At 75.1% G+C, this 25,193-nt stretch carries 24 protein-coding genes, 1 tRNA gene and 1 pseudogene; 13 read left to right on the top strand and 13 right to left on the bottom strand.

Going from position 1 to position 25,193, the window contains the following annotated elements; genetic code table 11:
- Positions 1–6 precede the first annotated feature (6 nt).
- A complete protein-coding gene (locus GA0070215_RS14135) occupies positions 7–396 on the bottom strand; it encodes a VOC family protein (RefSeq protein WP_091046154.1) in 390 nt (129 codons plus the stop codon).
- A 9-nt stretch (positions 397–405) separates the two neighbouring features.
- On the bottom strand, positions 406–624 hold the full coding sequence (locus GA0070215_RS14130; RefSeq protein ID WP_244167001.1) for an alpha/beta hydrolase: 219 nt from the start codon (positions 622–624) through the stop codon (positions 406–408).
- Between the two features lie 98 nt (positions 625–722).
- Here GA0070215_RS14130 and GA0070215_RS14125 point away from each other — a divergent pair, with 98 nt between their 5' ends.
- Positions 723–1,475 (top strand): lysophospholipid acyltransferase family protein, encoded by a 753-nt coding sequence (locus GA0070215_RS14125; protein ID WP_018786968.1) that lies wholly within the window; start codon positions 723–725, stop codon positions 1,473–1,475.
- A 28-nt stretch (positions 1,476–1,503) separates the two neighbouring features.
- Here the strand turns inward: GA0070215_RS14125 and GA0070215_RS14120 are convergent, their stop codons facing one another.
- From GA0070215_RS14120 to GA0070215_RS14095, 6 genes are all read right to left on the bottom strand, one after another.
- Positions 1,504–2,247 (bottom strand): hypothetical protein, encoded by a 744-nt coding sequence (locus GA0070215_RS14120; protein WP_091046151.1) that lies wholly within the window; start codon positions 2,245–2,247, stop codon positions 1,504–1,506.
- A gap of 74 nt (positions 2,248–2,321) precedes the next feature.
- Positions 2,322–3,038 carry a response regulator transcription factor gene (locus tag GA0070215_RS14115; RefSeq protein WP_091046147.1) on the bottom strand — a complete coding sequence of 239 codons (717 nt, stop codon included), beginning with the start codon at positions 3,036–3,038 and terminating at the stop codon, positions 2,322–2,324.
- Positions 3,008–4,204, bottom strand: a complete 1,197-nt coding sequence (locus tag GA0070215_RS14110) for a hypothetical protein (RefSeq protein ID WP_091046145.1) — start codon at positions 4,202–4,204, stop codon at positions 3,008–3,010. Before GA0070215_RS14110 ends, GA0070215_RS14115 begins: the two co-directional genes overlap by 31 nt.
- Entirely contained in the window at positions 4,194–5,369 is a 1,176-nt protein-coding gene (locus tag GA0070215_RS14105; RefSeq protein ID WP_091046142.1) for an ATP-binding protein, read from the bottom strand. The genes GA0070215_RS14110 and GA0070215_RS14105 overlap by 11 nt, the downstream gene beginning before the upstream one ends.
- 116 nt (positions 5,370–5,485) lie before the next feature.
- On the bottom strand, positions 5,486–5,737 hold the full coding sequence (locus tag GA0070215_RS14100; RefSeq protein ID WP_244167000.1) for a hypothetical protein: 252 nt from the start codon (positions 5,735–5,737) through the stop codon (positions 5,486–5,488).
- A gap of 49 nt (positions 5,738–5,786) precedes the next feature.
- Positions 5,787–5,859: transfer RNA gene (locus GA0070215_RS14095), tRNA-Arg, on the bottom strand.
- Between the two features lie 170 nt (positions 5,860–6,029).
- Here GA0070215_RS14095 and GA0070215_RS14090 point away from each other — a divergent pair.
- The gene (locus GA0070215_RS14090) at positions 6,030–6,764 is read left to right on the top strand and encodes a hypothetical protein (protein ID WP_091046140.1); all 735 of its coding nucleotides are present in this window, start codon (positions 6,030–6,032) and stop codon (positions 6,762–6,764) included.
- Between the two features lie 63 nt (positions 6,765–6,827).
- Here the strand turns inward: GA0070215_RS14090 and GA0070215_RS14085 are convergent, their stop codons facing one another.
- Together GA0070215_RS14085 and GA0070215_RS14080 are read right to left on the bottom strand one after the other, a co-directional pair.
- On the bottom strand, positions 6,828–7,844 hold the full coding sequence (locus tag GA0070215_RS14085; RefSeq protein WP_167361518.1) for an alpha/beta hydrolase: 1,017 nt from the start codon (positions 7,842–7,844) through the stop codon (positions 6,828–6,830).
- Positions 7,845–7,996: 152 nt separating this feature from the next.
- Complete coding sequence (locus tag GA0070215_RS14080; protein ID WP_091046137.1) at positions 7,997–8,407, bottom strand: HPF/RaiA family ribosome-associated protein; 411 nt, start codon at positions 8,405–8,407, stop codon at positions 7,997–7,999.
- Between the two features lie 285 nt (positions 8,408–8,692).
- Here GA0070215_RS14080 and ssb point away from each other — a divergent pair, with 285 nt between their 5' ends.
- From ssb to GA0070215_RS14065, 3 genes are all read left to right on the top strand, one after another.
- On the top strand, positions 8,693–9,577 hold the full coding sequence (gene ssb, locus GA0070215_RS14075) for a single-stranded DNA-binding protein (protein ID WP_091046133.1): 885 nt from the start codon (positions 8,693–8,695) through the stop codon (positions 9,575–9,577).
- A 104-nt stretch (positions 9,578–9,681) separates the two neighbouring features.
- Complete coding sequence (locus tag GA0070215_RS14070) at positions 9,682–10,680, top strand: cobalamin biosynthesis protein (RefSeq protein WP_091046329.1); 999 nt, start codon at positions 9,682–9,684, stop codon at positions 10,678–10,680.
- Positions 10,677–12,260 carry a cobyric acid synthase gene (locus GA0070215_RS14065; protein ID WP_091046130.1) on the top strand — a complete coding sequence of 528 codons (1,584 nt, stop codon included), beginning with the start codon at positions 10,677–10,679 and terminating at the stop codon, positions 12,258–12,260. The genes GA0070215_RS14070 and GA0070215_RS14065 overlap by 4 nt, the downstream gene beginning before the upstream one ends.
- On the opposite strand, the gene GA0070215_RS14060 is transcribed toward GA0070215_RS14065, so the two are convergent.
- Complete coding sequence (locus GA0070215_RS14060; protein WP_018786946.1) at positions 12,254–12,655, bottom strand: rhodanese-like domain-containing protein; 402 nt, start codon at positions 12,653–12,655, stop codon at positions 12,254–12,256. The two genes, GA0070215_RS14065 and GA0070215_RS14060, sit on opposite strands and share 7 nt — an antisense overlap.
- A 111-nt stretch (positions 12,656–12,766) precedes the next feature.
- On the opposite strand from GA0070215_RS14060, the pseudogene GA0070215_RS14055 reads away from it, so the two are divergent.
- The 4 genes and pseudogenes from GA0070215_RS14055 to GA0070215_RS14040 all read left to right on the top strand — a co-directional run.
- Positions 12,767–13,467, top strand: a pseudogene (locus GA0070215_RS14055) (uridine kinase family protein); the annotation flags it as partial.
- Positions 13,442–14,806: a dipeptidase gene (locus GA0070215_RS14050; protein ID WP_091046126.1), complete on the top strand. Its 1,365-nt coding sequence runs from the start codon at positions 13,442–13,444 to the stop codon at positions 14,804–14,806. The pseudogene GA0070215_RS14055 and the gene GA0070215_RS14050, both read left to right, overlap by 26 nt.
- Before the next feature lie 78 nt (positions 14,807–14,884).
- Positions 14,885–15,091, top strand: a complete 207-nt coding sequence (locus GA0070215_RS14045; protein ID WP_018786943.1) for a hypothetical protein — start codon at positions 14,885–14,887, stop codon at positions 15,089–15,091.
- A gap of 80 nt (positions 15,092–15,171) precedes the next feature.
- Positions 15,172–16,755, top strand: coding sequence for an ATP-dependent DNA ligase (locus GA0070215_RS14040; RefSeq protein ID WP_091046326.1), 1,584 nt, complete (start codon positions 15,172–15,174; stop codon positions 16,753–16,755).
- Between the two features lie 184 nt (positions 16,756–16,939).
- Here GA0070215_RS14040 and GA0070215_RS14035 read toward each other — a convergent pair whose 3' ends face one another.
- A complete protein-coding gene (locus GA0070215_RS14035; protein ID WP_091046323.1) occupies positions 16,940–17,758 on the bottom strand; it encodes an SURF1 family cytochrome oxidase biogenesis protein in 819 nt (272 codons plus the stop codon).
- 134 nt (positions 17,759–17,892) lie between these two features.
- Between GA0070215_RS14035 and GA0070215_RS14030 the strand changes: the two genes are divergently transcribed.
- Positions 17,893–19,263 (top strand): cobyrinic acid a,c-diamide synthase CobB, encoded by a 1,371-nt coding sequence (locus tag GA0070215_RS14030; RefSeq protein WP_091046319.1) that lies wholly within the window; start codon positions 17,893–17,895, stop codon positions 19,261–19,263.
- Positions 19,264–19,497: 234 nt separating this feature from the next.
- On the opposite strand, the gene GA0070215_RS14025 is transcribed toward GA0070215_RS14030, so the two are convergent.
- The gene (locus tag GA0070215_RS14025; RefSeq protein WP_026268255.1) at positions 19,498–21,630 is read right to left on the bottom strand and encodes a transglycosylase domain-containing protein; all 2,133 of its coding nucleotides are present in this window, start codon (positions 21,628–21,630) and stop codon (positions 19,498–19,500) included.
- 121 nt (positions 21,631–21,751) lie between these two features.
- On the opposite strand from GA0070215_RS14025, the gene cobC reads away from it, so the two are divergent.
- Genes cobC through cobA form a run of 3 tightly spaced genes read left to right on the top strand, consistent with a single transcriptional unit; the run spans position 21,752 to position 25,169 of the window.
- On the top strand, positions 21,752–22,834 hold the full coding sequence (gene cobC / locus GA0070215_RS14020; RefSeq protein ID WP_018786937.1) for an Rv2231c family histidinol phosphate aminotransferase CobC: 1,083 nt from the start codon (positions 21,752–21,754) through the stop codon (positions 22,832–22,834).
- A complete protein-coding gene (cobT, locus tag GA0070215_RS14015) occupies positions 22,834–23,913 on the top strand; it encodes a nicotinate-nucleotide--dimethylbenzimidazole phosphoribosyltransferase (RefSeq protein ID WP_091046123.1) in 1,080 nt (359 codons plus the stop codon). Before cobC ends, cobT begins: the two co-directional genes overlap by 1 nt.
- The gene (cobA, locus tag GA0070215_RS14010) at positions 23,910–25,169 is read left to right on the top strand and encodes a uroporphyrinogen-III C-methyltransferase (protein ID WP_091046119.1); all 1,260 of its coding nucleotides are present in this window, start codon (positions 23,910–23,912) and stop codon (positions 25,167–25,169) included. Before cobT ends, cobA begins: the two co-directional genes overlap by 4 nt.
- Positions 25,170–25,193 lie beyond the last annotated feature (24 nt).

Genomic DNA, 25,193 nt, shown 5'->3' with positions numbered 1-25,193 from the left:
GCCGGGTCAGTGCCCGGGTGGCGACGCGGTGTGCGCCTCGTTCGGCGGGAGCAGGCAGAACTCGTTGCCCTCCGGGTCGGCCAGCACGGTCCAGCGCGGCAGCTCGCGGACGACCGTGGCGCCCGCCTCCAGCACCGCGGCCCGCTCCTCGGCGTCGCCGACCAGGTCGAGGTGGATCCGGCCGGGGGCGGGCAGCGTGTCGGCGGGGCTGATCCACAGGTCCGGGCGCCGCCCGTGCGGGTCGCGCAGCAGCACCGCCTCGGCCGGGGCGAGCGTGCCCTCGGCGAGCTTCACCCGGTCCGCCTCGGCGACCGGCATCCCGGTGACCGCACTCCAGAACGGAGCCAGCAGGTAGGGATCACGGCAGTGGATGACGATCGCGGCGAGGTCCGGCATGCCTCGAACCTAGTCGCCGGCGGCGGCGGGCAGGATGCTGTCCAGGAACGCGGCGGCAGCCGCGCGCAGGTCGGGCCGGGCCAGGTCGAGCGCGTGACCGCCGTGCGTGAGCCACAGATGCGCCGGGTGCCCGGCGGCGAGCAGCCGGCCGGTCAGCTCGACCGGTTGGGCGGCCGGCACCGCTTCGTCGTCGCGCCCCTGGACCAGCAGCACCGCGCGGTCGGTCACGGCGCCATCGTCGCCGCGTCCGGGCCGGGGCGCGACCCGGTCTGCCGAGGGCAGATCGGCCCTACGGTCGCGTAACCTACCCGGGGTAAAGTTTCGACATGTCGGAACTCGTGTACCCCCCTGTGATCACCGCCGCGAAGACGATGTTCCGGCTCCTCGACCTGCGCCTGGACGTGTCCGGCAGCGAGCACGTGCCGCACACCGGCGGCGCCGTCCTCGCGTCCAACCACGTGAGCTACCTCGACTTCATCTTCTGCGGCTACGGCGCGCACCCGGCCCGGCGGCTGGTCCGGTTCATGGCCAAGGACAGCGTCTTCCGGCACCGCGTCTCCGGGCCGCTGATGCGCGGCATGAAGCACATCCCGGTCAACCGCGCCGCCGGGGCCGGCTCGTACGCCGCCGCTGTCGGCGCGCTGCGCCGGGGCGAGGTGGTCGGCGTCTTCCCGGAGGCGACGATCAGCCGCTCCTTGACGGTGAAGGACCTGAAGAACGGCGCGGCCCGGATGTCGCAGGAGGCGAACGTGCCGCTGCTGCCGGTCGCGCTCTGGGGCACCCAGCGGCTGTGGACCAAGGGCCGCCCGCGCACGCTGACCCGCCGGCACACGCCGATCACCATCGTCGTCGGCGAGCCGATGGACCCGGCCGCCTACCCGGACGCCACGGTCATGACCGCCGACCTGCGTACCCGGCTGTCGGCGCTCGTCGACCGGGCCCAGCGGGAGTACCCGGACAAGCCGTCCGGCCCGGACGACACCTGGTGGCAGCCGGCCCACCTGGGCGGCAGCGCGCCGACCCCGGAGGAGGCGGCCGAGCTGGACCGGTCCGAGCGTCGCACCCGCAGCGTCTCCTGACCACGCCGGGTTCCGCCGCGGGGGAGCGTCAGCAGGCGGAGCCGGGCTGGTCGTGGGCGGGGAAGCCCGACCACGCCCACGGCGACGCCTCGGCCGCCGGCGGACGGTAGTAGTCGTCGCGGGACAGGAACTCCACCGGCAGTGAGCCCGGCAACGTCACGGTGCCCAGCGTCGGGCCGGGGGAGGCGGCCACCCGGACGGCGAGGACGTCCCGCTCCGGCGGGGACAGGTCCACCAGTTCGGCGTTGGCGAGCCGGAACCCGGCCACCGCGCGGCGTACCTGCCGGGCCAGCGCGGCGACCGGACCGACAGGGCCGGTGAGCGCCAGCGCCGGCTGCCGGATGGTGCGCAGCGCGTCGCACACGATGCGCAACTCACCGATGCCGTCGCCCACCTCGACCAGTTCCAGCCGGGACGGCCACTGCCAGCGGATCTGGCTGCTGACCAGGCGGGACAGCCGGACCGGACGCCGGTGCCGGGCACCCGTCCGGCCGTCCCGCCCGGAGACCACGGACAGTTCGGATCCGGTGCAGACGTACGCCAGCCGGCGCTCGGTCACTGTGACAGTCGCCGGGGCGGGCAGCGACCAGCAGCGGACGTCCTCGCTCGGGCCGAGCAGGTGACCGGCGACACGCAGGCGGTGCTGCCCGAGCAGGCGTTCGCCCGGCTCGGGCACCAACTCGTAGCGCCGGTCGAGCACGGGACGGGTGGGGTCGTCGTCGGCGTCGAACCGGTGTGGTCCGACGAAGAAGGGTGCGGCGTCCTCCGGCACGGTGCGACCTCCCGGTGACGGTTGGCGGTAACGGTGAGCCTGCCCGGTTCCGGGGTCGACTGTCATGACACCTGTTAGGGGGTCGGCCGGTCGGCCGACGCCTGCGACCGGTAGATGCCGATATCTTCCGGTCGGACGAGTCCGTCCTCGATCGCCCGGGCGAGCAGTGCCGCCTTCGTGGCGGCCGGGCGCCCCGCTCGGGTGTACTTGATCCGCGCACGGTCGACGTACTGCTTCACCGTGTGCTCGCTGATCTGCATCCGGCGCGCCACCGACGCCTTCGACATCGACTGGAACCACAGCAGCAGCGCCTCGCGCTCCTTGTCCGACAGGGACGGACGGTCCGGACGGGCGTCACCGACCATCGCGCCGGCCAGCGCCGGCGGCACGTACGGCCGGTCGCTCGCCGCCGCCAGCACGGTGGCCACGCAGTGCTCGCGTCCCTCGTGCTTGGCCAGGAACGCGACCGCCCCGGCGTCGAGCGCGGCGAGCATGGTCTGCGGGTCGCTGTGCTCGGAGTAGACCACCACCCGGCGCCCGGCCGCGCTCAGCTCGGCCAGCTTGTCCAGCACCATCCGGCCGTGCAGGCGAAGGTCGAGCAGCACCACCTCGGCGTACGGCGCGGCCCGCAGCACCCGGTCCGGGTCGTCGCCGGTGGCCAGCACCCGCAACCGGGGTTCGCCGGCCAGCCAGGCGCGCACCCCGTCGATCACCACCGGATGGTCGTCCACGATCGCCACCCCGATCGGGGTTCCGGCGTTCACGTCCGCCGCCAGCGGGTCTGCGTCCATCTGATCTCCCCGTCCCGCTCGTGCAGGTGTTCCACCGGCCCGTGCCCGCCGGTCGTCGGCTCGTCCGAGCCGTCGTGATCCGGTGTCACCAGGCTGACCACCACCTCGTCCGGGCCCGCGACCACGGTGAGCCGGGCCCAGCCCTCGGCGGCGGCGAGGGCTGCGGTGAGCGGGTCGGCCAGCCCGCGCCGGATCTCCACCGGCAGTTCCGGTGGCGTGCCGACCGACACCAGGTCGATCGGCAGCCCGTTCCGCTCCGCCAGGTCGGCCGCCGCGCGCAGTTCGTGCAGCAGCGCGTCCGGCACGTCGTCCGACTCGGCGATGAGCCGGCGCAGCCGGGCTGCCGCCAGCACCGCGCGCCGCCGTACCGCCGGGTCGGCCGGGTCGGCGTCGCCCGCCGCCAGTTCGGCCAGCACCTCCTCGGCGGTGCCGCTGACCAGCGCCAGCCGCGCCTGCCGCTCGGTGCGGGCCCGCTCGGCCGCGGCCTGCTCCGCCGCCACGGCGAGCGTCGCCGCCGCGGTGGCCGCCCGGTCCCGGGCCTGCGCGGTGAGCGCCGCCGCGCCGACGAAGACCGCCACCGGCAGGGTGGAGGTGCCGTAGAGATACATCGCGGCCCGGCTCAGGTCGGCCGGGCCGGTCGCCCCGTACAGCACCACAGCGGCCAGCGCGATCGTGCCGTGCGCGGCGAGCATGACCAGCAGCCAGCGCACCGGCCGCCGCCAGAGCACCAGCAGGAAGAACCAGGCCAGGCCGCCCCACACCCAGTTGGCGGTGCTGAACAGGAACCGCTCGCCGGCCCCGGCGACCACCGCCGCGTCGATCACCAGCAGCGCCGCGGCCAGCGGCCCGGCCGCCGGCAGCCCGCCGCGCAGCAGCCGTAGGGCAGCCCCGACCCCGACCAGCGTGGTCACCAGCCAGCCCGCCGCCACCACGGCCGGGACGGCCATCCCCGGTCCCGCCCGCAACACCGCCGGCAGCGCGACCGCCAGGTGCCAGGCCGCCGCGATGACGATCGCGGCGATCCGCGCGCCACCGTCCGACGCGTCGGCGACCGCGTGCGCCTCCGGCGGGGCGGTGGCCGCTGCGGAGCGAGTCGCCTCCCGCGGCCGGGGCAGCGGACGCAGCGCGGGGCCGGCCGTCACCGCGGTACCCGACTCACTCGCCATCGGACCACTCCAGCCGGATCCGGGTGCCGGCGCCAGGGGCGGAAGTCACCACCGCCCGTCCGCCGACAGTGCTCATCCGGCCGTGGATCGACTCGCGCAGCCCGTACCGGTGGGCCGGGACCGTGGTCGGGTCGAAACCGGGACCGTCGTCGACCACCTCGACCACGACGGTGCCGCCCTCGCGGGCCAGACGCAGCGACGTGGCCGCGCCCGGCGCGTGCCGTGCCACGTTCGCCAGCGCGGCGGCGGCGCTGTCGGCGAGCGCCGTGGCGACCTCCGCCGGCAGCCGGCACGGCGCAAGCGTCGCGGTCACCGCCGGCCCGGGCGTCCCGGCGAGCACGTCGCGCAGCCGTTCGTCCAGGTCGGTCTCGCCGGCCGCGGACGCGGTCCGCGCGCCCGCCAGGACGGAGAGGGTACGCAGATCATCCGCGCACCGCTCGCGCAACGTCGCCGAGTCGGGCACCGCGCCGAGGCCGACCATGGTGAGCGTGCCCAGCACGGTGTCGTGCAGGTCGCGGTTCTGCCGCCGTTCCGCCTCGCGGGCGGCGCGCGCCACCACCGCCTCGTGGGACAGACGCTGGTAGTCGGCGAACGCGGTGTCGGCGCGGACGATCCGGCGGCGCATCACCGCCGTCATCACCGCCGCGCTGCCGGTCTGCACCAGCAGCGTCCCGGCGTGCGCCCGCGCCTCGACCGGGTCACCGGCCAGCGTGGTGCCGGTGACGTACGCGACGGTGACCAGCAGGGCGGCCGGCACCGACCAGCGGGCCGGGGCGGTGGCCTGCGCGTTGATGACTGTCGAGCTGGCCAGCACCGCGATCCAACTCGCCTCGCCCGGCAGCACCTCCGGCGCGACGAGCCAAGGGACGGCGAGCGCGGCGACGGTGGTCAGCGCCACGTCACCGGCGACCAGCGCGCCGCCGATGCCGTGCCGGAACGCGCGGAACGCGTACCAGACCGACCAGGAGGTCAGCACGACGATCGCGGGAACCAGCAGCGCCACCCGCACCGGCGGCGTACGCACCGACAGTGCGACCACCGCACCGACCAGGCCGCAGGTGAGCCGCAGCAGCGCCGGCAGAGTGGTGAAGATCAGGCTGAACGCGTCACCCGCCGGGCGGGCCAGCGGGGCCCGGGACAGGGGCATGGCGGCAGCGACCGGCATCGGGGGGATGTCCTTCCGGCAGCGACCCGGCCGGGTCCGCGCGGCATAGATTGACGCTGGAGAATAACATGCTTTGTCGCATCTGGTCACCCTTGGTGCTTGACGAGCTTGGCAGGCTACTTGACGAACTTCGCTCCGGCGTCAAGCAGCCTGCGGTCCGGCCCGACGGTCAGCGGCGCGGCGGCGAGCAGATGGGCGCTGGCGCCGCGGATCGCGGCGTCCCGCTCGAACATCTCGGCGCAGGTCAACGCGTCGGCGAACAACCGCTCGTGCGGCCCGGTGCCGAGCGCGTTCAGCAGCGGCCACAGCGGACCCTCCACCCCGTACACCTGCGGGGTGGGCAGCCCGGCCGCGACGAAGTCCGCCACCAGTTCCTCCGGGCCGGTGGACTAGGCATCGCTCGCGGTCTGGTGTCTGTGCGCCCGGCAGGATTCGAACCTGCGGCCTTGGGATTAGAAGTCCCCTGCTCTATCCGCTGAGCTACGGGCGCGCGCCGACGGTCGTCGCGCCAAGAGGGTACCGCCGCTCCCCGCGTGCCCGGGGGTACGGGTCGGCGCGTCCGTTCCGCCACTCAGCGTCCCACGCCGGGGCCCGGACCGGCACCACAGTTGCGGCGGGTCCGGCGCGGGCCGGGCGGGACGCGATCCGTACCCTCGTCGGATGCTGCTCGACCAGGAAACCGAGAACGAGATCGTCTTCGAGCTGTGTCAGCTCCTCGGACGGGCGATCCTGCCTCTCACCGGCTCGGACGGACCGGGCACACCGCCCGGCGTCCCCGGCACCGCCTTCTTCTACAGCGAGCTGGTCGGCGCTACGGACGACGGCGAGATCGCGCACGAGTGGCTGCTCACCGCCGACGCGCTCACCGACCGCGCGTACGGCGAGATCGGCCTGCGGCCGAGCGTCACCGACCCGGCCGAGGGAGCGGACGAGCCGATCGACCTGCCCGGCTTCGCGGGCCACTGGCTGCACCTGCCGGAACTGGGGCTCGCCGCGATGCCGACCGGCGGCCTGCACGGCTACGCCGACGATCGGGGCTGGCGCTGGCGTACCCAGCAGGTCACCGAGGCGGTGGCCGCGCCGGCCGACTCGGTCGCCCGGATCGGTGCGGCGCCCGCCTCGGCGTTCGTGCTGGCCCTCGGCGTCGGCGACGGCGGGGCGCGCCCGCTGGAGGCGGTGGTCGAGCGGGTCGCCCGGGACGGCGGTGAGGTGCGGGTCACGACGGAGCTGCCCGCCGGGTACGTCGGCGCGCCGGTGTTCGCGGTCGAGGCCGGGCCGGACGGCGGGCCCGCGCTGCGCTGCCTCGGCGTGGTGCTGCCGCCGCAGGCCGGCGGTCACCCGATCGCCACGTTCGACCGGATCCGGGCCGCGCTCGCGGCGGTCGTCGCCGACTGAGCCGGCGCGGTGGCGGCGGACGGCCGGCTGAGCCGGGCGTCCCGGCGGCGGGGCGGGCCGACCTCAGCCCTCGGCGGTCGCGTCGGCCGGTCGGCGCGGTGCCGGCGGTGTCGTCGGCACCGGTTCGGTCGGCCCGGCGCGGAGGAACCCCTCCGCCCACCGTCCGACCTCCGTGAAGACCTTCTCGCGGACGCCGGGACTGGACAGCGTGAGGTCGTGCAGCCCGCCGTCGAAGCGGGCGAGCGTGACGTGCCGGCCGAGACGGGGCGCCCAGCGCACCATGTGCTCGACGTCGAGCACCGCGTCGGCGCCGGTGGCGCTGTCGTGCCACTTCGTGCCCCGGAAGCTGCGCGTCGAGCAGGCGAGCAGCACCGGCACCGGGATGTCCAGCCCGGCCCGCAGGCGGCGCTGACCGGCGCGGATCGCGTTGAGCCAGCCGGCCCGGACCGGGAACCCGGCGAGCGGCTTCCAGGCCAGGTCGTACCGCCACTCGCCCCGGTGGTCGGCGTGCAGGCTCTCGCCGTACACGGTGCCCAGGCCGAACGGCAGCACCCGCTGGGGCGCCCTGCGGCCCAGGCGGGACACGGCGGCCGCGAGGGGCCGGCGGACCATCCAGGGTGCGTTGATGTCGAAGAACGGGCTGTTGAGGACGATGCCGTCGACCAGGCCGGCGTCGCGGCGGTCGTGCGCCCAGAGCGAGACGATCAGGCCGCCGGTCGAGTGGCCCATGGCGAGCAGGGTGTCGTGGCCCTCCTCGGCACGGATGATCTCCGCGGCGGCGTCCAGCTCGGGGAAGTAGTCGCTCAGGTCACGGCAGAAGTTCGGGGTCTGGTGCGCCAGGAGGCTGCGGCCGTACTTGCGCAGGTCGAGCGCGTAGAAGTCCCAGCCGCGCTCGGCGAAGAAGTCGGCCACGTGGGTCTGGAAGAAGTAGTCGACGAAGCCGTGCACGTAGAGCACGGCGCGGCCGGTCGGGCGGTCGGCCCGCCGCCGCACGAGGGTCGCGACCACCTGCCCCTCGTCGTCGGTGCCCAGGTCGATCGTCCGCCGCTCGTAGGGGGTGCCCAGCACGTCCGGTTCCACGACCGCGACGGTACGCCGCCTCGCTACCCGGCGGTAGGGGCGGTGGAAGGAGGGGGCCCTTGTTAACGCCTCCGGTAGAGGAAGGGCCCCCTGTTAACAATCGACGCGGTCGGCCCGCCCGCCGGCACCGGGCGGGCGGGCCGTGCCGGACTTCAGACCGTTTCGGCGTCCTCGCGCTCGGCGTCCTGCAACGGGGCGGCCTCGGGCTGGTCGACGGCGCGCAGGTGCTTGTTGTGGCGCGGCTCCTGCCGGGTCTTCGCGTCGTTGAGCTTGCGGCGCAGGTCGTCCCGGACGTCGTTGAGCGCGGCGTGCAGATCCTCCTCGGTCGAGGTGGTGACGATCTTCTGCCGCCCGGCGATCCAGCACTCCAGGGTCACCTTCTGGCCCCGGGCTTCGCGATCCTTGACGGACACCTCCAGTTCGGTGGCGTCGGCGTGGAAGCCGGCGAGCCGGGCGTCCAGGGTCGCGAACTGCTCGGCGATCCAGTTGCGGTCGCCCTGGGAGAACCCGGCGCCGACCCGCAGGCACTCGGCCACGGTCGCGGGATTCGCCACGGCGCTCATCGCGCTGCCTCGCGGACGTCTCGGAGAAGCATGGGAGCTCCCTTTCTCTCGGTTGATCAAGTACTTACCCAACCGGCGTGATTCCGGAACGCCTGCTTGTCGGCTCCTCCCGAGCATGCGTCGACGCAGGTCAGGACCGTAGGGCCGGTCGGCCTAGCAGATCGGGACCTTGATCGGGTGGTTGTCCACAGCGCGGCTCGTCGTCCACAGGTCCGGACCGGCGGGTGGTCCGGGCCGGGCGTCCGGCCGACGCTCACCGGGACAAGCCGATCCCTGGGAGGGGCGATGTTCGATACGTACGTGACGATCGTCGGCAACGTGCTGACCGCGCCGGAGTGGCGCCGGACCACGCAGAGCGGAACGCTGGTGGCCAACTTCAAGGTCGCCTCGACCGCCCGCCGGCTCGACCGCGACAGTGGCCGCTGGGTCGACGGCAACAGCCTTCGGGTACGCGTCAACTGCTGGCGCCGCCTCGCCGAGGGGGTGGCCGCCTCGGTCGCGGTCGGTGACCCGGTGATCGTCGCCGGGCGCCTCTACACGCGGGACTGGACCGACGAGGCGGGCACCCACCGCACGCTCTACGAGCTGGAGGCGGTCGCCGTCGGGCACGACCTGTCCCGGGGGCGCGCCCGCTTCCTGCGCAACCAGCCCCGCGCGGCGACCAGCACGGTCGAGGACGCGGAGGCCGAGCAGCGGGTGCACGGCGAGGCCACCGAGCCGGTGCCGGACGCCCAGGCCCCGGCGACGTTCGACGGCCGGCCCTTCGACGACGACTTCCCGCCGCCGGAGTACGCGGGCGGCCGGGTCGGGCTGGTCGGCACCGTCGAGCGGGTGGGCGAGCCCGACCCGTTCGACACCCGGCCCGGCGAGTCCGTTCCCGGCAGGGACGCGCCGTTCGGCGGCCCGTCCGGAGGTCTGCCGGGCGGCCCGTCGGGCGTGCGGGCGGATGGTCCGTCCGGCGCCGGCCCGGGCCTGCTGGCCGAGGACGACGAGCTGTCCCCCGAGGAGGGCGACGAGCCTGTCCCGGTCGGGGACGACGAGCTGGGTGAGGACACCGCACCCGGTGTCGGCGGACCGGGTGAGGGCGAGGCGGGCGGCGCGGGTCCGGGCGGCGCCGCCGGGACCGCATCCGGGCGCCGTAGCCGCAGGCGTACCCCGGTGCCCGCCTGACCTTTCGTCAAACGGGGGCGCGGGGTGGTGACGCCGCGTCACCACCCCGCGGTACGACTAGGCTGGCCGGCCGGAGGTGGTGACGGGTGCGGCAGGTGACCGCCATGGCGAACGCGAGCGGGTTGGTGGCGGGCTACGCGCTCGACGCCCTGCTCGGTGACCCCCGCCGGTGGCATCCGGTGGCCGGCTTCGGCACGGCGGCCGGCGCGCTGGAGCGGCGGTTCTACCGCCCCGACCGGGCGGCCGGGACCGTGTTCACGGCGCTCGCGGTCGGCGCGCCGGTCCTGCTCGGGGCCGCCGCCGCGCTGGCGACCCGCCGCCGTCCGGTGGCCCGCGCCGCGCTGGTGGCCGCCGGCACCTGGACGGTGCTGGGCGGGCGGACGCTGCGGCACGAGTCCCGGGTGATGGCACGGGCGCTGGGCCGGGCCGACCTGCCCGCCGCCCGGGCCCGCCTGGGCAACCTCTGCGGACGCGACCCGGCCGCCCTCGACGAGCCCGAACTCGCCCGCGCCACCGTCGAGTCGGTCGCCGAGAACACCTCGGACGCCGTGGTCGCCCCACTGGTCTGGGGCGCGGTCGCGGGCCTGCCCGGCCTGCTCGGCTACCGGGCGGCGAACACGCTCGACGCGATGGTCGGCCACCGCTCACCCCGGTACGCCCGCTTCGGCACCCCGGCGGCCCGGCTGGACGACGCGCTGAACCTCGTGCCGTCCCGGCTCACCGGGCTGCTCACGGTGGCCGTCGCGCCGGTCGCGCACGGGGACCGCGCCGCCGCCTGGCACGTGTGGCGGCGGGACCGGGCCGACCACCCGAGCCCGAACGCCGGTCAGTGCGAGGCGGCCATGGCGGGCGCACTCGGCGTCCGGCTCGGCGGCCGCAACGTCTACTTCGGCCGCGCCGAGACCCGGCCCTTCCTCGGTGACGGCCCCCGCCCCGAGGCTCGGCACCTGAAGCGGGCCGCCCGGATCTCCGGCGCGGTGGGTGTGGCCGCGCTCGGCCTGACCGCGCTCTACCCGCTGACGGTCGGCCGCCTGGCCGGGGCCGCCGGGCGGGCCGCGGTGGCCGTCCTCACGCGTGCAGCCCGCCGGGGGAGCGGGCGGTGAGCGGCGGGCTGCTGGTGGCCGGCACCACCTCCGACGCCGGCAAGAGCGTGCTCACCGCCGGCATCTGCCGCTGGCTGCGCCGCCGAGGTGTCCGGGTCGCCCCGTTCAAGGCGCAGAACATGTCGAACAACTCCGCCGTGGTGATCGGCCCGGACGGTCGCGGCGGCGAGCTGGGCCGGGCCCAGGCGATGCAGGCCGCCGCCTGCGGGCTCGAAGCCGACCTGCGGTTCAACCCGGTTCTGCTCAAGCCGGGCAGCGACCACGCCAGCCAGGTGGTGCTGCTCGGCGAGGCGGTCGACACGGTCACCGCCGGCAACTACCACGAGGTGCGGTCCCGGCTCGCCACCACGGCGTACGCGGCGCTGGCCGAGCTGCGTTCCGAGTACGACGTGGTGATCTGCGAGGGCGCGGGCAGCCCCGCCGAGATCAACCTGCGCGACGGCGACTACGTCAACATGGGCCTGGCGCGGCGGGCCGGGCTGCCCACGATCGTGGTCGGCGACATCGACCGGGGCGGCGTGTTCGCCTCGATGTTCGGCACCGTGGCCCTGCTCGACGCCGCCGACCAGGCGCTCGTGGCCGGGTTCGTGGTCAACAAGTTCCGGGGCGACAGGGGTCTGCTCCAGCCGGGGCTGGACATGCTGCGCCGGGTCACCGGCCGCCCGACGTACGGGGTGGTGCCCTGGGCGCTGGACCTGTGGCTCGACGCGGAGGACTCGCTCGCGTACGGGCGGGTCCTCGGCCGCCCGGCCGCGCCGCGGGGCACCGACTGGCTCGACGTCGCAGTGGTCCGGCTGCCCCGGATCAGCAACGCCACCGACGTGGAGGCCCTCGCGACCGAGCCGGGCGTGCGGGTACGCCTCACCGTCGAGCCGGCCGAGCTGGCCGCCGCCGACCTGGTGGTGCTCCCCGGCACCAAGTCGACTGTCGCCGACCTCGCCTGGCTGCGGGAGACCGGCCTCGCCGACGCGGTCCGGGCGCACGCCGCCGCCGGACGGCCGCTGCTCGGTATCTGCGGCGGCTTCCAGATGCTGGGCCGGGCGATCCACGATGCGGTGGAGAGCCGCCGGGGCACGGTACCCGGCCTCGGGCTGCTGCCCGTCGAGATCACGTTCGAGCCGGGCAAGACGGTCCGCCGGGCCGAGGGCACCGCCGCCGGCGACGTGCCGGTCCACGGCTACGAGATCCACCACGGCCGGGTCTCGGCCGCCGACCCGGGCCTCGCGCCGCTGCTGCGCTACACCGACGGCACCGGCGAGGGCGCGCGCCTCGGCAACGTGTACGGCACGCACTGGCACGGCACCTTCTCCTCGGACGCGTTCCGCCGCCGGTTCCTGACCGAGGTCGCGGAGACGGCCGGGCGGACCGGCTTCAAGGTCGCGCCGGACACGTCCTTCGCGGCGGCCCGGGAGCGGACGCTGGACCTGCTCGGCGACCTGGTGGAGGAGCACCTCGACACCGGCGCGCTGTGGCGGCTGATCGAGTCCGGCCCACCCCCGGGACTGCCCTTCGTGCCACCCGGCGCGCCACCGGCGCAGGGCACCGCCCGGACAGCGGCGGTCGGCGGCCCGGCTCAGTAGCGCACGTCGGCCGGGCGGTCGGACATCGGCAGGCCGGCCTCCCGCCAGCCCTGCACCCCGCCGACCATGTCGGTGGCCTGCCGCAGCCCCAGCGTCTGGAGGCTGGCGGCGGCCAGGCTGGAGCTGTACCCCTCCCGGCACACCACGATGACCTCGCGGTCGTATCCGGTGGCCTCGGGGATGCGCCACGCGCTGGCCGGGTCGAGCCGCCACTCCAGCACCGTGCGGTCGATGACGATCGCGCCGGGCAGCTCACCCTCCTCGCGGCGCTGCGCCTCGGTACGCGTGTCGATCAGCAGCGCGCCGCCACGGACCGCCTCGACGGTCTCGTGCGGGGTGAGCCGGCGGAGACCGGCGCGGGCCTGTTCCAGGAGGGCGTCGACGCCCGGACACATCACGTCATGGAGCACCCCCCGATGATGCCCAGCGCGCCGCGCCGCCGCTCGGCGAAACGGTCCGCCCGGGTCGCAGTTTCCAGCGGACGGGGGAACGTTAGCGTCGGTCGGGTGAACGTCGCGGTGATCGAGGCGTACGCCGGGTTGGCCCGCCGGGTGCTGGCCGGGCCGGCGCGGTTGGGGCGTACCCGGCTGGTCGCAGTCGACGGGCCCAGCGGCGCGGGCAAGAGCCGGTTCGCGGCGCGCCTCGCGGACGCCCTCGCGGCGCGGGCGGGCGGCGTCCGTCCGCCGCTCGTGCACACCGACGACCTGCTCGACGGCTGGGACGACCAGCTCACGTTCTGGACCCGGCTGGAGGAGCAGGTGCTCGGCCCGCTGCGGGCCAGCCGGGCGGGCGGCTACCGCCGGTACAGCTGGGTGCGCGGGCGCTTCCTGGACCGGGTGGTGCCGGTGCCGGCCGGACCGGTGCTGATCGTCGAGGGGGTGAGCGCCGCCCGCGCGGCGGTACGCCCCGAGCTGACGCTGTCGGTGCTCGTCACCGCGCCGGCCGAGCTTCGGTTGCGCCGGGCGCTGGACCGCGACGGCGCGCAGATCCTGCCGGAGCTGCGCCGCTGGCACGCGGGGGAGCTCGCGCACTTCGCGGCCGACGGCACCGGGGCGGCGGTGGACCTGATGGTCGACGGTGCCCCGGACCTGCCGCACGACGGCGACCGCTACTACGTGCGGGTGGGGCGGCGATCGGGCTCGGGCGACGGGACGGTGTAAGGCAAGCATACGATTCCGGTCATGACCACTCCGATCCTCTCCGAGTCCGAGGTCCGGGCCGCCGTCGAGCGGGAACTCCCCGGCGTCCGTGCCGACCTCGAGCGACTCGTCCGCATCCCGGGCATCGCCTTCGAGGGCTTCGACCACTCGCACGTGGAGCGTTCCGCCGAGGCGGTGGCGGAGCTGCTGCGCGGCTGCGGCCTCGACACGCGGATCGTCCGGTCCGGCGGCCAGCCCGCGGTGATCGGCACGAAGGCGGCCCCGCCCGGCGCGCCCACCGTGCTCCTGTACGCGCACCACGACGTGCAGCCGGTCGGCGACCTGTCGCTGTGGGAGTCGGACCCGTTCGAGCCGGTGGAGCGCGACGGCCGCCTCTACGGCCGGGGCGCCGCCGACGACAAGGCCGGCATCATGGCGCACGTCGCCGCGCTGCGGGCGTTCGGCGACCGGCTCCCGGTCGGCGTGGTGCTGTTCATCGAGGGCGAGGAGGAGTACGGCTCGGACTCGTTGGAGCGGCTGCTCGCCGACCACCGCGACGACCTGGCCTCGGACGTCATCGTGATCGCCGACTCCACCAACTGGGACGTCGGCGTGCCGGCGCTGACCACCTCGCTGCGCGGCATCGTCAACTGCTTCGTCGAGGTGCGCACGCTCGACCACGCGGTGCACAGCGGCATGTTCGGCGGTGCCGTGCCCGACGCGCTCACCGCGCTGGTGAAGCTGCTCGGCACGCTGCACGACGAGGCCGGTGACGTCGCGGTGGACGGGCTGGTCGGCCGCGAGGGCGCCAGCGTCGACTATCCGGAGGACCGGTTCCGCGCCGAGGCCGGCCTGGTCGACGGCACGACGCTGGTCGGCACCGGGCGGATCACCGACCGGCTCTGGACCAAGCCGGCGCTGGCGATCCTGGGCGTGGACGCGCCGGCCACCGGCGAGGCCCCGAACGCGCTGGTGCCGTCCGCGAAGGCGAAGCTGAGCGTACGGCTGGCGCCGGGCGACGACCCGAAGAAGGCGTACGCGGCGCTGACCGCGCATCTGGAGCGGCACGCGCCGTGGGGCGCGCAGGTGTCGGTGACGTTCGAGCACGACGGTGCGCCCTGCGTCATCGACGCCTCCGGGCCGATGTTCGACGCGGCCCGGTCGGCGTTCCGGACGGCCTGGGACGGCGCCGACCCGGTCGACATCGGGGTGGGCGGGTCGATCCCGTTCATCGCCACGTTCCAGGAGATGTTCCCGCGGGCCGCGATCCTGGTGACCGGTGTGGAGGACCCGCACGCGCGGGCGCACGGGCCGAACGAGAGCCTGCACCTGGGCGAGTTCGCCCGGGTGTGCCTGGCCGAGGCGCTGCTGCTGGCCCGGGTGGCCGAGGCCGGAAACCGCGCCTGAGGTGTCGAAACCGTAACTTCGGGGCCGATGTCGGAGTTTGTGGTGTGTCGGCGGGCGGGGTGTTATAGCCTTTCGAACATGCGTACGAACGACGAGGTGGAGCGGCTTCAGGCCGCCGTCCGTGCTCTGGGGGACGTCGACGTCTCCGCGTGGTCCGAGGACACGCTCAACGAACAGATCGGCGAGCTTTCCGCCGCCCTGGTCACGCTCGACGCGCTGCTCACCCGGGTCGCTGAGGGCGTGCGCGGGCGCGGCCTGCGCATCGAGGAACCGGTCTCGGCCTGACCGTCGGCCCGGCGCATCCGTGCGGTGTGCCGGGCCGCCGGATCCACCCCGATGTCACATGCGGCTGGCAGGATGTGGGCGTGCGTTTCGCGGAGCTGGCGGCCACCTCGGCCGCGGTCGGGGCCACCAGCGGCCGACGGGCCAAGGTGGAGTTGCTGGCCGCCGCGCTGCGCGGGCTGGAGCCGGGCGAGATCCCGGCCGGTGCCGGCTACCTCGCCGGTGAGCTGCGCCAGCGTCAGACCGGTGTGGGCTGGGCGGGCCTGCGTGAACTGCCCCCGCCGGCCGCCGAGCCGACGCTCACCGTCGCCGCCGTCGACGCCGCGATCGAGGAGATCTCCCGCGTCGCCGGGGCCGGTTCGCAGGCGCGGCGACGGGAGCTGGTCGGCCGTCTCTTCGCCGCCGCCACCGCCGACGAGCAGCGCCTGCTGACCGGCCTGTTCCGGGGTGAGCTGCGCCAGGGCGCGCAGGCCGGGCTGCTGGCCGACGCGGTCGCGCGCGCCGCCGACGTCCCGGTCACGGCCGTCCGGCGGGCCCTGCTCCTCGCCGGTGACCTGCGGGCGGTGGCGGTCGCGGCGCTCACCGGCGGCGCCGCCGCGCTGGCCGGGTTCGGGCTCCGGGTGGGCCGGCCGCTCGCGCCGATGCTGGCGCAGAGCGCGCCCTCGGTCGACGAGGCGCTCACCGCCACCGGCGTGCCGGCCGTGGTCGACGTCAAGCTCGACGGCATCCGCATCCAGGTGCACCGCTCCGGTCCGGACATCGCGGTCTTCACCCGCAGCCTCGACGAGATCACCGGCCGGCTGCCCCAGGTGGTGGCCGCCGTCCGTGCGCTGCCCGCCCGCGAGCTGGTGCTCGACGGCGAGGCGATCGGGCTCGACGCGGCCGGCCGGCCGCTGCCGTTCCAGGAGACGTCCAGCCGGGCGGCCCGGCGCACCACGCCCAGCACCACCGGGCAGGCGCCGGTCGCGCCCGCCGTGCTGGCCGCCGCCGAGCGCACCGGCGAACCGGTGCTCACGCCGTACTTCTTCGACCTGCTGCACCTCGACGGCACCGACCTGATCGACGCGCCCGGTCGGGAGCGGTGGTCGGCGCTGGCCGGTGCGGTCGACGCGTCGCTGCTCGTCGACCGGGTCGAGGTGGACGACGTGGACCAGGCGGCCGCGGCGTTCGCCGCGGCGGTCGACGCCGGCCAGGAGGGCGTGGTGGTCAAGGATCCGGCCGCGCCCTACGACGCCGGCCGGCGCGGTTCGGCCTGGGTCAAGGTCAAGCCGCGGCACACGCTCGACCTGGTGGTCCTCGCGGTCGAGTGGGGCAGCGGCCGGCGGGAGGGCTGGCTGTCCAACCTGCACCTCGGCGCCCGCGATCCGCGCACCGGCGAGTTCGTCATGCTCGGCAAGACGTTCAAGGGGCTCACCGACGAGTTGCTGCGGTGGCAGACCGGGCGGTTCCTGTCGCTCGCCGTGGAGAAGGGCGACTGGGTGGTGCGGGTCCGGCCGGAGCAGGTGGTCGAGATCGCGTTCGACGGGGTGCAGACCAGCAGCCGCTACCCGGGCGGCATGGCGTTGCGCTTCGCCCGCGTGCTGCGCTATCGCGACGACAAGACCGCCGCCGAGGCGGACACCATCGACGCGGTCCGCGCCATCCACGCCGGCCGGGTGACCGGCTGACGGTTCGGCCCGCCGACAGCCACCGGGCGTAGTCGTCCTGGTTGTTGAGCTGCTGCACCTGGAGTGCCTCCGGGTGGCGGTCACCGGGAACTGCTCGGTGGGCGGCGCGACTGCCGACGGCGGCTACGGCGAGTAACGGCTGTGCCGAGGATCGACGAGGCGGGCCGTGCCCGCTGCGGCTCGCTCAGGCGGAGGTAGGGGTGGCCGGCTCGGCGGCACGGTCCACCGGCTCGCCCGGGGCGTCCAGCCCGGCCCGGCGGCGGGCCTCCCGGCGCGCCACCCAGCCGTAGCCGAACAGGCTCATCACCGCGAAGATCCACCACTGCCACACGTAGCCGAAGTTCTGCCAGTTGTTCGTGTGCCCGATCCGGACCGCCTGGAAGGCCGGGTCGGCGGCCGGCGTCTGACCGTCGAGCAGCAGGTAGCCGCCGGTCACCGGGTAGGGGAGCTGCTCGGCGAGGCGGGGGATGTCGATGCGCCGGGCCTCCAGCTTGCCGTCGCGCCGGCTGACCGCGCCGCCGCCGCTCTCGCTGCCGACCACCCGGCCGGTGACGGTCACCTCGCCGGCCGGCACCGCCGGCACCTGCGGCTGGACGGTCGCGCCGGCACCCGGCACGGGCGGGATCCAGCCCTGGTCGACGAGCACCGCGCTGCCGTCGGCCAGCACCAGCGGGGTGAGCACCTCGAAACCGACCTTCCGGTCGAGGGTCCGGCCCCGGATCAGGACGGTGTTCGCGCTGTCGTACCGGCCGGTGGCGGTGACCCGGCTCCAGGTGAGTTCCTCGGACGGCGGGGGACCGACGTCGCCGCCGCTGGGTGCGGGGAGCGCGTCGCGCAGCGGCGCGGGCGTCATGGTGGCCCCGGCGTCGATGCGCTCGTTGACCGCCGTCCGGCCCCGGTAGCGGTCCAGCTGCCAGTTGCCCAGGAACACCATCACCGTGGCGGCGACGAGCGTGAGCACGAGGTAGCCGAGCCAGCGCGGGGTCAGCAGGAACCGGTACACGTTGGCCAAGGCTACCCGTATGAGCGATGCCACTCGCCGCTGCCAGGGCGATACGGCGCTGTGCGCACCCCTCGCGCCCGGGGCCGGACGGGTATGGTCACGCGGGCGGAAACCACCCACATCAGGAGTCGATGATGACCGACGTGCCGCGCGTCGTGCTGAGTGCGCCCTCTTCGGGGCACGGCACCGGCGCCGTCTCCCTCGGCCTGCTCGCGGCGCTCACCGCCCGGGGGATCCCGGTGGCCGGGTTCAAGGTGGGGCCGGACCAGGTGGACGCGGCGTATCTGGGGCTCGCCGCGGGGCGCGCCGGGCGCACGCTGGACCCGAGACTGGTCGGCCCGGAGCGGATCGCCCCCCTCTTCGCGTACGGCGCGGCCGGCGCCGGGTTCGCGCTGGTGCAGGGCACCATGGGCCTCTACGACTCGGTCGCCGGGCGACCGGAGAGCGAGTCCACGGCAGCAGTCGCCACCGCGCTGCGCAGCCCGGTGGTGCTGGTCGTGGACGTGGCCGCGATGGGCCAGTCGGTGGCCGCGCTGGTGCACGGCTTCCGGGCGTACGACGACGAGCTGTGGCTGGGCGGCGTGATCCTCAACCGGGTGGCCTCGTCCCGGCACGAGGCGCTGCTGCGCGAGGCGCTCGACGACGTCGGCGTGCCGGTCTACGGGGCTCTGCGCCGGCACGAGCTGCCCCCGGTGCTGCCCGCCCGCCGGTACGGCACCGGGCCCGTGGTGCGTGCCGACGCCGACGCCGGACGGGGCGTACGCCGGCTCGGTGAGGCGGTGGCGGCCACCGTCGACCTCGACCGGCTGCTGGCGCTGGCCCGCTCCGCCCCCGCGCTCACCGTCGAGCCGTGGTCGCCGGAGCCGCCCGACGCCCCGCAGCCGTCGGGGGAGCGGCCGGTGGTGGCGCTCGCCGGCGGACCGGCCGGCGCCTTCAGCCATCCCGAGACGGCCGAGCTGCTGCGGGCCGCCGGTGCCGAGGTGGTCACGCTCGACCCGGTGCGCGACGAGGCGCTGCCCGCCGGGGCGCGCGCGCTGGTCGTCGGCGGTGGGCTGCCCGAGATGTACGCGGAGCAGCTCTCCGCCAACCGCCGCCTCTGCATCGCGGTGGCCGAGCTGGCGCGTCGCGGCCGTCCGGTGGTCGCCGAGGGGGCGGGCCTGCTCTGGCTGGCCCGGGAGCTGGACGGCCGGCCCATGTGCGGGGTGCTCGACGCGACCGGCACGGTAGGGGACGGCCTCATGGTCGGTTACCGCACGGCCACGGCCGTCACCGACAGCGTGGTGGCGGCGGCCGGCACCACGGTGACCGGGCACAAGCAGCACGCCGCGGTGCTCACGCCGCGCGCCGGTGACCGTCCGGCCTGGCGTTGGGAGGGCGGCGACCCGGAGGGTTTCGTCCGGCAGGCGGTGCACGCCTCGCAGCTCGTGCCGCACTGGGCCGCGCATCCGGACATCGCGGCCCGGCTGGTGGCCGCCGCGCTGGCGCCGGCGGGGGCACCGGCGTGATCGGGCAGGTGGCGGTACGCCGGTTCCCGGCGCTCACCGTCTCCACCCCGCGCATCGGCGTGCGGCGTCTCGCCGCGGCGTCCGGGTCGACCTGGAGCTGTGGTCCTTCGTGGCCGCCGACCTCCGCTGACCGCCGTCCGCTCCCGACATCGATCAAGGAGTTCACGTCGGGGGATCCCTGACGCGAACTCCTTGATCAACTACCCGGGCGCACCCCCGGGCGGAACAGAGGGGTCAGCCGACTATCTGGTCCGAGGGTGGCGTGAACTGCCGGGTGGGCTGGCCCTTCAGGGAGTCCCGCAAGGTCCGCGCCACCGCGTTCACCGGGATCTGGGCCTGCCCGTCCCCCACCGCGTTGAACGGGTTGTCCGGATCGGCGATGAAGCTCGCCGCCGCCAGTTCCGGCGTGTAGCCGACGAACCACGCGGACCGGGTGCTGTCGGTCGTACCCGTCTTGCCGGCGACCGGGCGGCCGACCGTACCCCGCACGCTGTCGGCGGTCGACCAGCCGCCGCAGCTCCCCTTGGCCGGGGTGTCGCCGGTCGGGCAGCGCGCCGCGTCGGTGGCGGCCCGGGCCGCGTCGGCGTTCACCACCTGCCGGCACCGGGGCTTGGCGACCTCCCGTTGCACCCCGCCCGGCGTGGTGTACGTGGCGGGCGTGCCGTCCCGGTTCATGATCGAGTTGACCGGGATGGCCTCGCAGTAGCGTCCGTCGGCGGCGATCGCGGCGTACGCGTTCGCCATCTCCAGCGGGGTGGCGTCGGAGACGCCGAGCGTGAACGCGCCCCACTTCTTCGCCTTCCCCGGCGACGCCTGCTCCTTGTCCACGTCGGTACGCCAGCGCAGCCCCAGCTGCTCGGCCAGGCGCACCCCGGCGTCCGCGCCGATCTTCTCCTCCAACTGGACGAAGTAGGTGTTCACCGACTTGCCGAACCCGGACCACATGGTCTGCCGGCCGGTCATCGCGCCGCTGGCGTTGGACGGCGCCCAGCCGTCGTAGACGGCCGACTTGTACGTGTGCGGCGAGTCGTACGCGGTGGACAGCGGCATCCCGGCGTTGAGCGCGGCGAGCATCGGGAACATCTTGAACGTCGAACCGGCCTGGTAGCCCGGGAGCACCCCGCCGCCGAGCAGCGGCGCCACCGTGTTCGGATAGTTCGCCTTGACCTTCGGGCCGGCCTCCGGGTTCGAGCTGTTCGGGTTCTCGGCCAGGTCCAGCGAGTAGTTCCGGTTCACCGCCATCGCCTTGATCCGCCCGGTGCCGGGCTCGGCGACCACGATCCCGTTGGCGAACGGGCTGCCGGTGTTGTCCTTGGCGCCGACGTTCTTCTCCGCCGCCGCCTGGGTCTTCGGGTCGAGGGCGAGCACGATCCGGTAGCCGCCGCGGCGCAGCTTGTCCATCCGTTCCAGCCGGTTCTCGCCGAACGCGGGCTGGGAACTCCACCAGTTCTTCAGGTAGTCGCAGTAGAAGCCCCAGCTGCGGTGCCCGCCGTCGATCGCGGCGCAGTCGTTGGGCGGGGTGGTCAGCTTCAGCTTGATCGGCTGGCCCTTGGCCGCCGCGGCCGCGTCGGGCGACAGGTAGCCGAGGCGGGCCATGTTGTCCAGCACGTAGTTGCGGCGGCCGGTGGCGTCCTTCTGGTCCGAGGTGATCGGGTCGTACTCCGACGGTGACTTCACCAGCCCGGCCAGCGTGGCCGCCTCGACCGGGGTGAGCGTGGCCGGGGTCTTGGAGAAGAAGATCTGCGAGGCGGCGTAGATCCCGTACGCGCGGTGACCGAAGTAGGCCGAGTTGAGGTAGCGCTCCATGATCTGGTCCTTGCTCAGGTGCTTCTCGATGTCCAGCGCCATGCGCATCTCCCTGACCTTGCGCAGGCTGGTCTGCTGCGTCGCCTCCTGGACCTCCCTGGGTGTGGTCGCGCTGTCCCGCAGCGCCATCCGCACGTACTGCATGGTGATCGTCGAGGCGCCCTGGGAGACGCCGCCGGATCGGGCGTTCGATACGAAAGCACGCGCCACGCCCTTCGGGTCGACGCCGTGGTGCTGGTAGAAGCGGTTGTCCTCGGCGGCGACGATCGCCTGCTGGATGTTCGGCGACATGTTCTCGATCTTGGTGTACTGCCGGTACTCCTCGTAGAACATCGTCAGCACGGTCTTGCCGTCCGGCGCGTAGACGTACGAGGTCTCGGCCGGTAGCGCGGTCTTGAGGATGTTCGTCTTCTGTTCGATCGCGTGCGCGGTGGCCTTGGCCCCGATGCCGGTCACTGCGACCAGCGGATACAGGGCGGCGGCGACCACGATGCCGGCGATCAGCCCGGCGCGGAGAAGGGGAACGAGACGGCCAGCGGAAGCAAGGGGACGACTGCTCACGGGGCCAAGCTATGACATTTCCGATTCGGAAATGAGAAGAACTCATAAACTGGCGGACCGTGACGCGACCCACGCCGGGATGCGCTGTCCCGGGCGGCGGCTACCCGGCAGGATCGCGGACATGCCCGCAGCACCGACCGGGAGCGCCGCCGCGCTCCACGAGCCCGACCTGGGCCACCACGGGGACGCCGAGGCCACTCCCGGCCTGGTGGACCTGGCGGTGAACGTGCGCCGCGCCCCGATGCCGGACTGGCTTGCCGACCCGATCACCGCCGCGCTGGGCGACCTGGCGGCGTACCCGGACCCGGCACCGGCCCGCGCCGCCGTCGCTCACCGGCACGGGCGACCCCCGGAGGAGGTACTCCTCACCGCCGGTGCGGCCGAGGGTTTCGTCCTGATCGCCCGCGCGCTGACCGGCGCCCGCCACCCCGTGGTGGTGCACCCGCAGTTCACCGAGCCGGAGGCGGCGCTGCGGGCCGCCGGGCACCGGGTGGACCGGGCGCTGCTCGACCCGGCCGACGGCTTCCGCCTCGACCCGGCCCGCGTCCCCGACGACGCCGACCTGGTCATGATCGGCAACCCCACGAACCCCACCTCGGTCCTGCACCCGGCGGACACGATCGCCGCACTGGCCCGTCCCGGCCGGGTGCTCGTGGTCGACGAGGCGTTCGCCGACAGCACCGCCGCGCCCGGCGCCGACGGCGAGCCCGAGTCGCTCGCCGCCCGCCGCGACCTGCCCGGCCTCGTGGTGGTGCGCAGCCTCACCAAGACCTGGGGCCTGGCCGGGCTGCGGATCGGCTACCTGCTCGGCGACGCCGCGCTGCTGGCCCGGTTCGCCGCCGCGCAGCCGCTCTGGGCGGTCTCCACCCCGGCGCTCGCCGCCGCCACCGCCTGCGCCGCACCGGCCGCCGTCGCTGCCGAACGCGCCATCGCCGCCGAACTCGCCGCCGACCGCGACCACCTGGTGGCCCGCCTGTCCGGCCTGCCGGGGGTACGCGTGGCGGGCCGCCCGGCCGCCGCCTTCGTCCTGATCCACACCGCCGGCGCCGCCGAGGTACGCGAGCGGCTGCGCGCGCACGGCTGGGCGGTACGCCGGGGCGACACGTTCCCCGGGCTCGGCCCGGACTGGCTCCGGATCGCCGTACGCGACCGGGGCACCACCGACGCGTTCATCGAGACGCTGGCACGGATCCTGGAGGCATGATGCTGGAGTCCACAGTCGCGGCGATCCGGCCGCTGGACGAGGCCGCCATGGCGGCGGCCCGCGAGTTGCAGGGGCGGCTGACCAAGCCCGCCGGCTCGCTCGGCGCCCTGGAGCCGCTCTCGGTACGCCTCGCCGGGCTGGCTGGCGCCTGCCCGCCGCCGCTGCCCGAGCCGGCCGCGGTGGCGATCTTCGCCGGTGACCACGGCGTGCACGCCCAGGGCGTGACCCCGTGGCCGCAGGAGGTCACCGCCCAGATGATCGCCAACTTCCTCGCCGGCGGCGCGGTGGTCAACGCGTTCGCCCGCCAGGCCGGCGCCTCGGTCACCGTGGTGGACGTCGGCGTGGCCACCCCGATCCCCGGCGCCGGCGCCGAGGGCCCCGGTGACCCGACCGGGCCGCGCCTGGTGGCCGCCAACGTACGCCCCGGCACCCGCGACATGACGGTCACCGCCGCGATGACCCGGGACGAGGCCCGCGTGGCTGTCGAGACCGGCATCCGGGTCGCCGGCGAACTGATCGACGCCGGGGCGGGCATCCTGCTCACCGGCGACATGGGCATCGGCAACACCACCCCGTCCGCCACGCTCGTCGCCGCGTTCGGCGGCGTGGACGCGGAGGCGGCCACCGGCCGGGGCACCGGAGTCGACGACGAGACGTACGCCCGCAAGGTGGCGGTGGTGCGTGCCGCGCTGGCCCGGCACGAGCCCGACCCGGCCGACCCGCTGGGCGTGCTGGCCACAGTCGGCGGGCTGGAGCACGCCGCGTTGACCGGCCTGATCCTCGGTGCCGCCGCCCGCCGGGTGCCGGTGCTGCTCGACGGCGTGATCGCGGTGAGCGCCGCGCTCGCCGCCGCCGCGTTCGCGCCGGACGCCGTGGGCGCCATGGTCGCCGGGCACCGCAGCGCCGAGCCCGGCGCCACGGCGGCGCTGCGGCACCTCGGCCTGGAGCCGCTGATCGACCTGGGGCTGCGGCTCGGCGAGGGCACCGGGGCACTGCTCGCCCTGCCCGTCGTCACCGGTGCGGTCCGGGTACTGCACGAGGTGGCGACGTTCGACTCCGCCGGGGTGGCGGAGAAGTGACCGAGCCGGCCGGGCCGACGCCGCCGAGCCCGTACCCCCTGGGGTTGCGGCTGGGCGGGCGGCGCGTGGTGGTCGTGGGCGGCGGAGCGGTCGCCACCCGGCGGGTGCCCGCGCTGCTCGATGCCGGCGCGGACGTGCTGCTGGTGTCGCCCGAACTGACTCCGGCGCTGCGCGCGCACGTCGACGCCGGGCGGCTGCACTGGGAGCCGCGCCGGTTCGCCCCCGGCGACCTGGACGGCGCGTGGCTGGTCCAGGTGGCGGTGGACGACCGGGCCGCCGCCGCTGCGGTCAGCGCCGCCGCGGCCGAGCGGCGGATCTTCTGCGTCCGCGCCGACGACCGGACGGCGGCCAGCGCGTGGACCCCGGCGGTGACCCGGCACGGCCCGGTCACCGTGGCGGTCCTCGGCGGCGGCGACCCCCGCCGAGCGATGGCGACCCGAGACGCCATCCGTGCCCTGCTCGGAAGGAAGGGCCCCCTGTTAACGCCTGCGGTAGAGGAAGGGGCCCCTCTTAACACCGGCGGGCGCGTCGCGCTCGTCGGCGCCGGGCCGGGCGACCCGGAGCTGATCACCGTGAAGGGGTGGCGGCTGCTCACCGAGGCCGAGGTGGTCGTGGCCGACCGGCTCGTGCCCGGTCTGCTCCTGGACGAGCTGCGCCCGGACGTCGAGCTGGTCGACGCCTCCAAGATTCCGTACGGGCCGTCGCGCGCCCAGGAGGAGATCAACCGGATCCTGGTCGACCGGGCCCGGGCCGGCAAGGTGGTGGTGCGGCTGAAGGGCGGCGACCCGTACGTCTTCGGGCGCGGCGGCGAGGAACTGCTGGCCTGCGCCGAGGCGGGCGTGCCGGTGACTGTGGTGCCCGGCGTGACGAGCGCGATCGCCGTGCCGGAGGTGGCCGGGGTGCCGGTGACGCACCGGGGCGTGGCGCACGAGTTCACTGTGGTGTCCGGGCACCTCGCGCCCGACGCGCCCGCGTCGCTCGTCCGCTGGGAGGCCCTGGCCGGGTTGCGTGGCACGCTGGTGATCCTGATGGGTCTGAAGAACCTCGCCGCGATCAGCGCCACCCTGATCGCGAACGGCAGACCGGCTGACACTCCCGCCGCGGTCATCCAGGAGGGCACCACAGCCGCTCAGCGCACACTGCGCTCCACGCTGGGCACTGTGGCCGCCGACGTGGAGGCTGCCGCGCTACGCCCACCCGCGATCGTGGTGGTCGGCGACGTCGTTCACACCCTGACCTCCACCATCCTCGCCTGATCGCCGAGGCGGGCGGGGCGTGGA

It is taken from the genome of Micromonospora marina (assembly GCF_900091565.1).
Lineage (GTDB): Bacteria > Actinomycetota > Actinomycetes > Mycobacteriales > Micromonosporaceae > Micromonospora > Micromonospora marina.
This window is presented reverse-complemented; position numbering and strand designations above follow the sequence as displayed.

What these genes read in the sequence shown, in the direction of transcription:
- GA0070215_RS14135 (WP_091046154.1), bottom strand. Translation starts at nt 396, where the DNA reads ATGCCGGACCTCGCCGCGATCGTCATCCACTGCCGTGATCCCTACCTG.
- GA0070215_RS14125 (WP_018786968.1), top strand. Translation starts at nt 723, where the DNA reads ATGTCGGAACTCGTGTACCCCCCTGTGATCACCGCCGCGAAGACGATG.
- GA0070215_RS14115 (WP_091046147.1), bottom strand. Translation starts at nt 3,038, where the DNA reads ATGGACGCAGACCCGCTGGCGGCGGACGTGAACGCCGGAACCCCGATC.
- GA0070215_RS14110 (WP_091046145.1), bottom strand. Translation starts at nt 4,204, where the DNA reads ATGGCGAGTGAGTCGGGTACCGCGGTGACGGCCGGCCCCGCGCTGCGT.
- GA0070215_RS14105 (WP_091046142.1), bottom strand. Translation starts at nt 5,369, where the DNA reads ATGCCGGTCGCTGCCGCCATGCCCCTGTCCCGGGCCCCGCTGGCCCGC.
- GA0070215_RS14090 (WP_091046140.1), top strand. Translation starts at nt 6,030, where the DNA reads ATGCTGCTCGACCAGGAAACCGAGAACGAGATCGTCTTCGAGCTGTGT.
- GA0070215_RS14080 (WP_091046137.1), bottom strand. Translation starts at nt 8,407, where the DNA reads ATGAGCGCCGTGGCGAATCCCGCGACCGTGGCCGAGTGCCTGCGGGTC.
- ssb (WP_091046133.1), top strand. Translation starts at nt 8,693, where the DNA reads ATGTTCGATACGTACGTGACGATCGTCGGCAACGTGCTGACCGCGCCG.
- GA0070215_RS14070 (WP_091046329.1), top strand. Translation starts at nt 9,682, where the DNA reads ATGGCGAACGCGAGCGGGTTGGTGGCGGGCTACGCGCTCGACGCCCTG.
- GA0070215_RS14060 (WP_018786946.1), bottom strand. Translation starts at nt 12,655, where the DNA reads ATGTGTCCGGGCGTCGACGCCCTCCTGGAACAGGCCCGCGCCGGTCTC.
- GA0070215_RS14050 (WP_091046126.1), top strand. Translation starts at nt 13,442, where the DNA reads ATGACCACTCCGATCCTCTCCGAGTCCGAGGTCCGGGCCGCCGTCGAG.
- GA0070215_RS14045 (WP_018786943.1), top strand. Translation starts at nt 14,885, where the DNA reads ATGCGTACGAACGACGAGGTGGAGCGGCTTCAGGCCGCCGTCCGTGCT.
- GA0070215_RS14030 (WP_091046319.1), top strand. Translation starts at nt 17,893, where the DNA reads ATGACCGACGTGCCGCGCGTCGTGCTGAGTGCGCCCTCTTCGGGGCAC.
- cobC (WP_018786937.1), top strand. Translation starts at nt 21,752, where the DNA reads ATGCCCGCAGCACCGACCGGGAGCGCCGCCGCGCTCCACGAGCCCGAC.
- cobT (WP_091046123.1), top strand. Translation starts at nt 22,834, where the DNA reads ATGCTGGAGTCCACAGTCGCGGCGATCCGGCCGCTGGACGAGGCCGCC.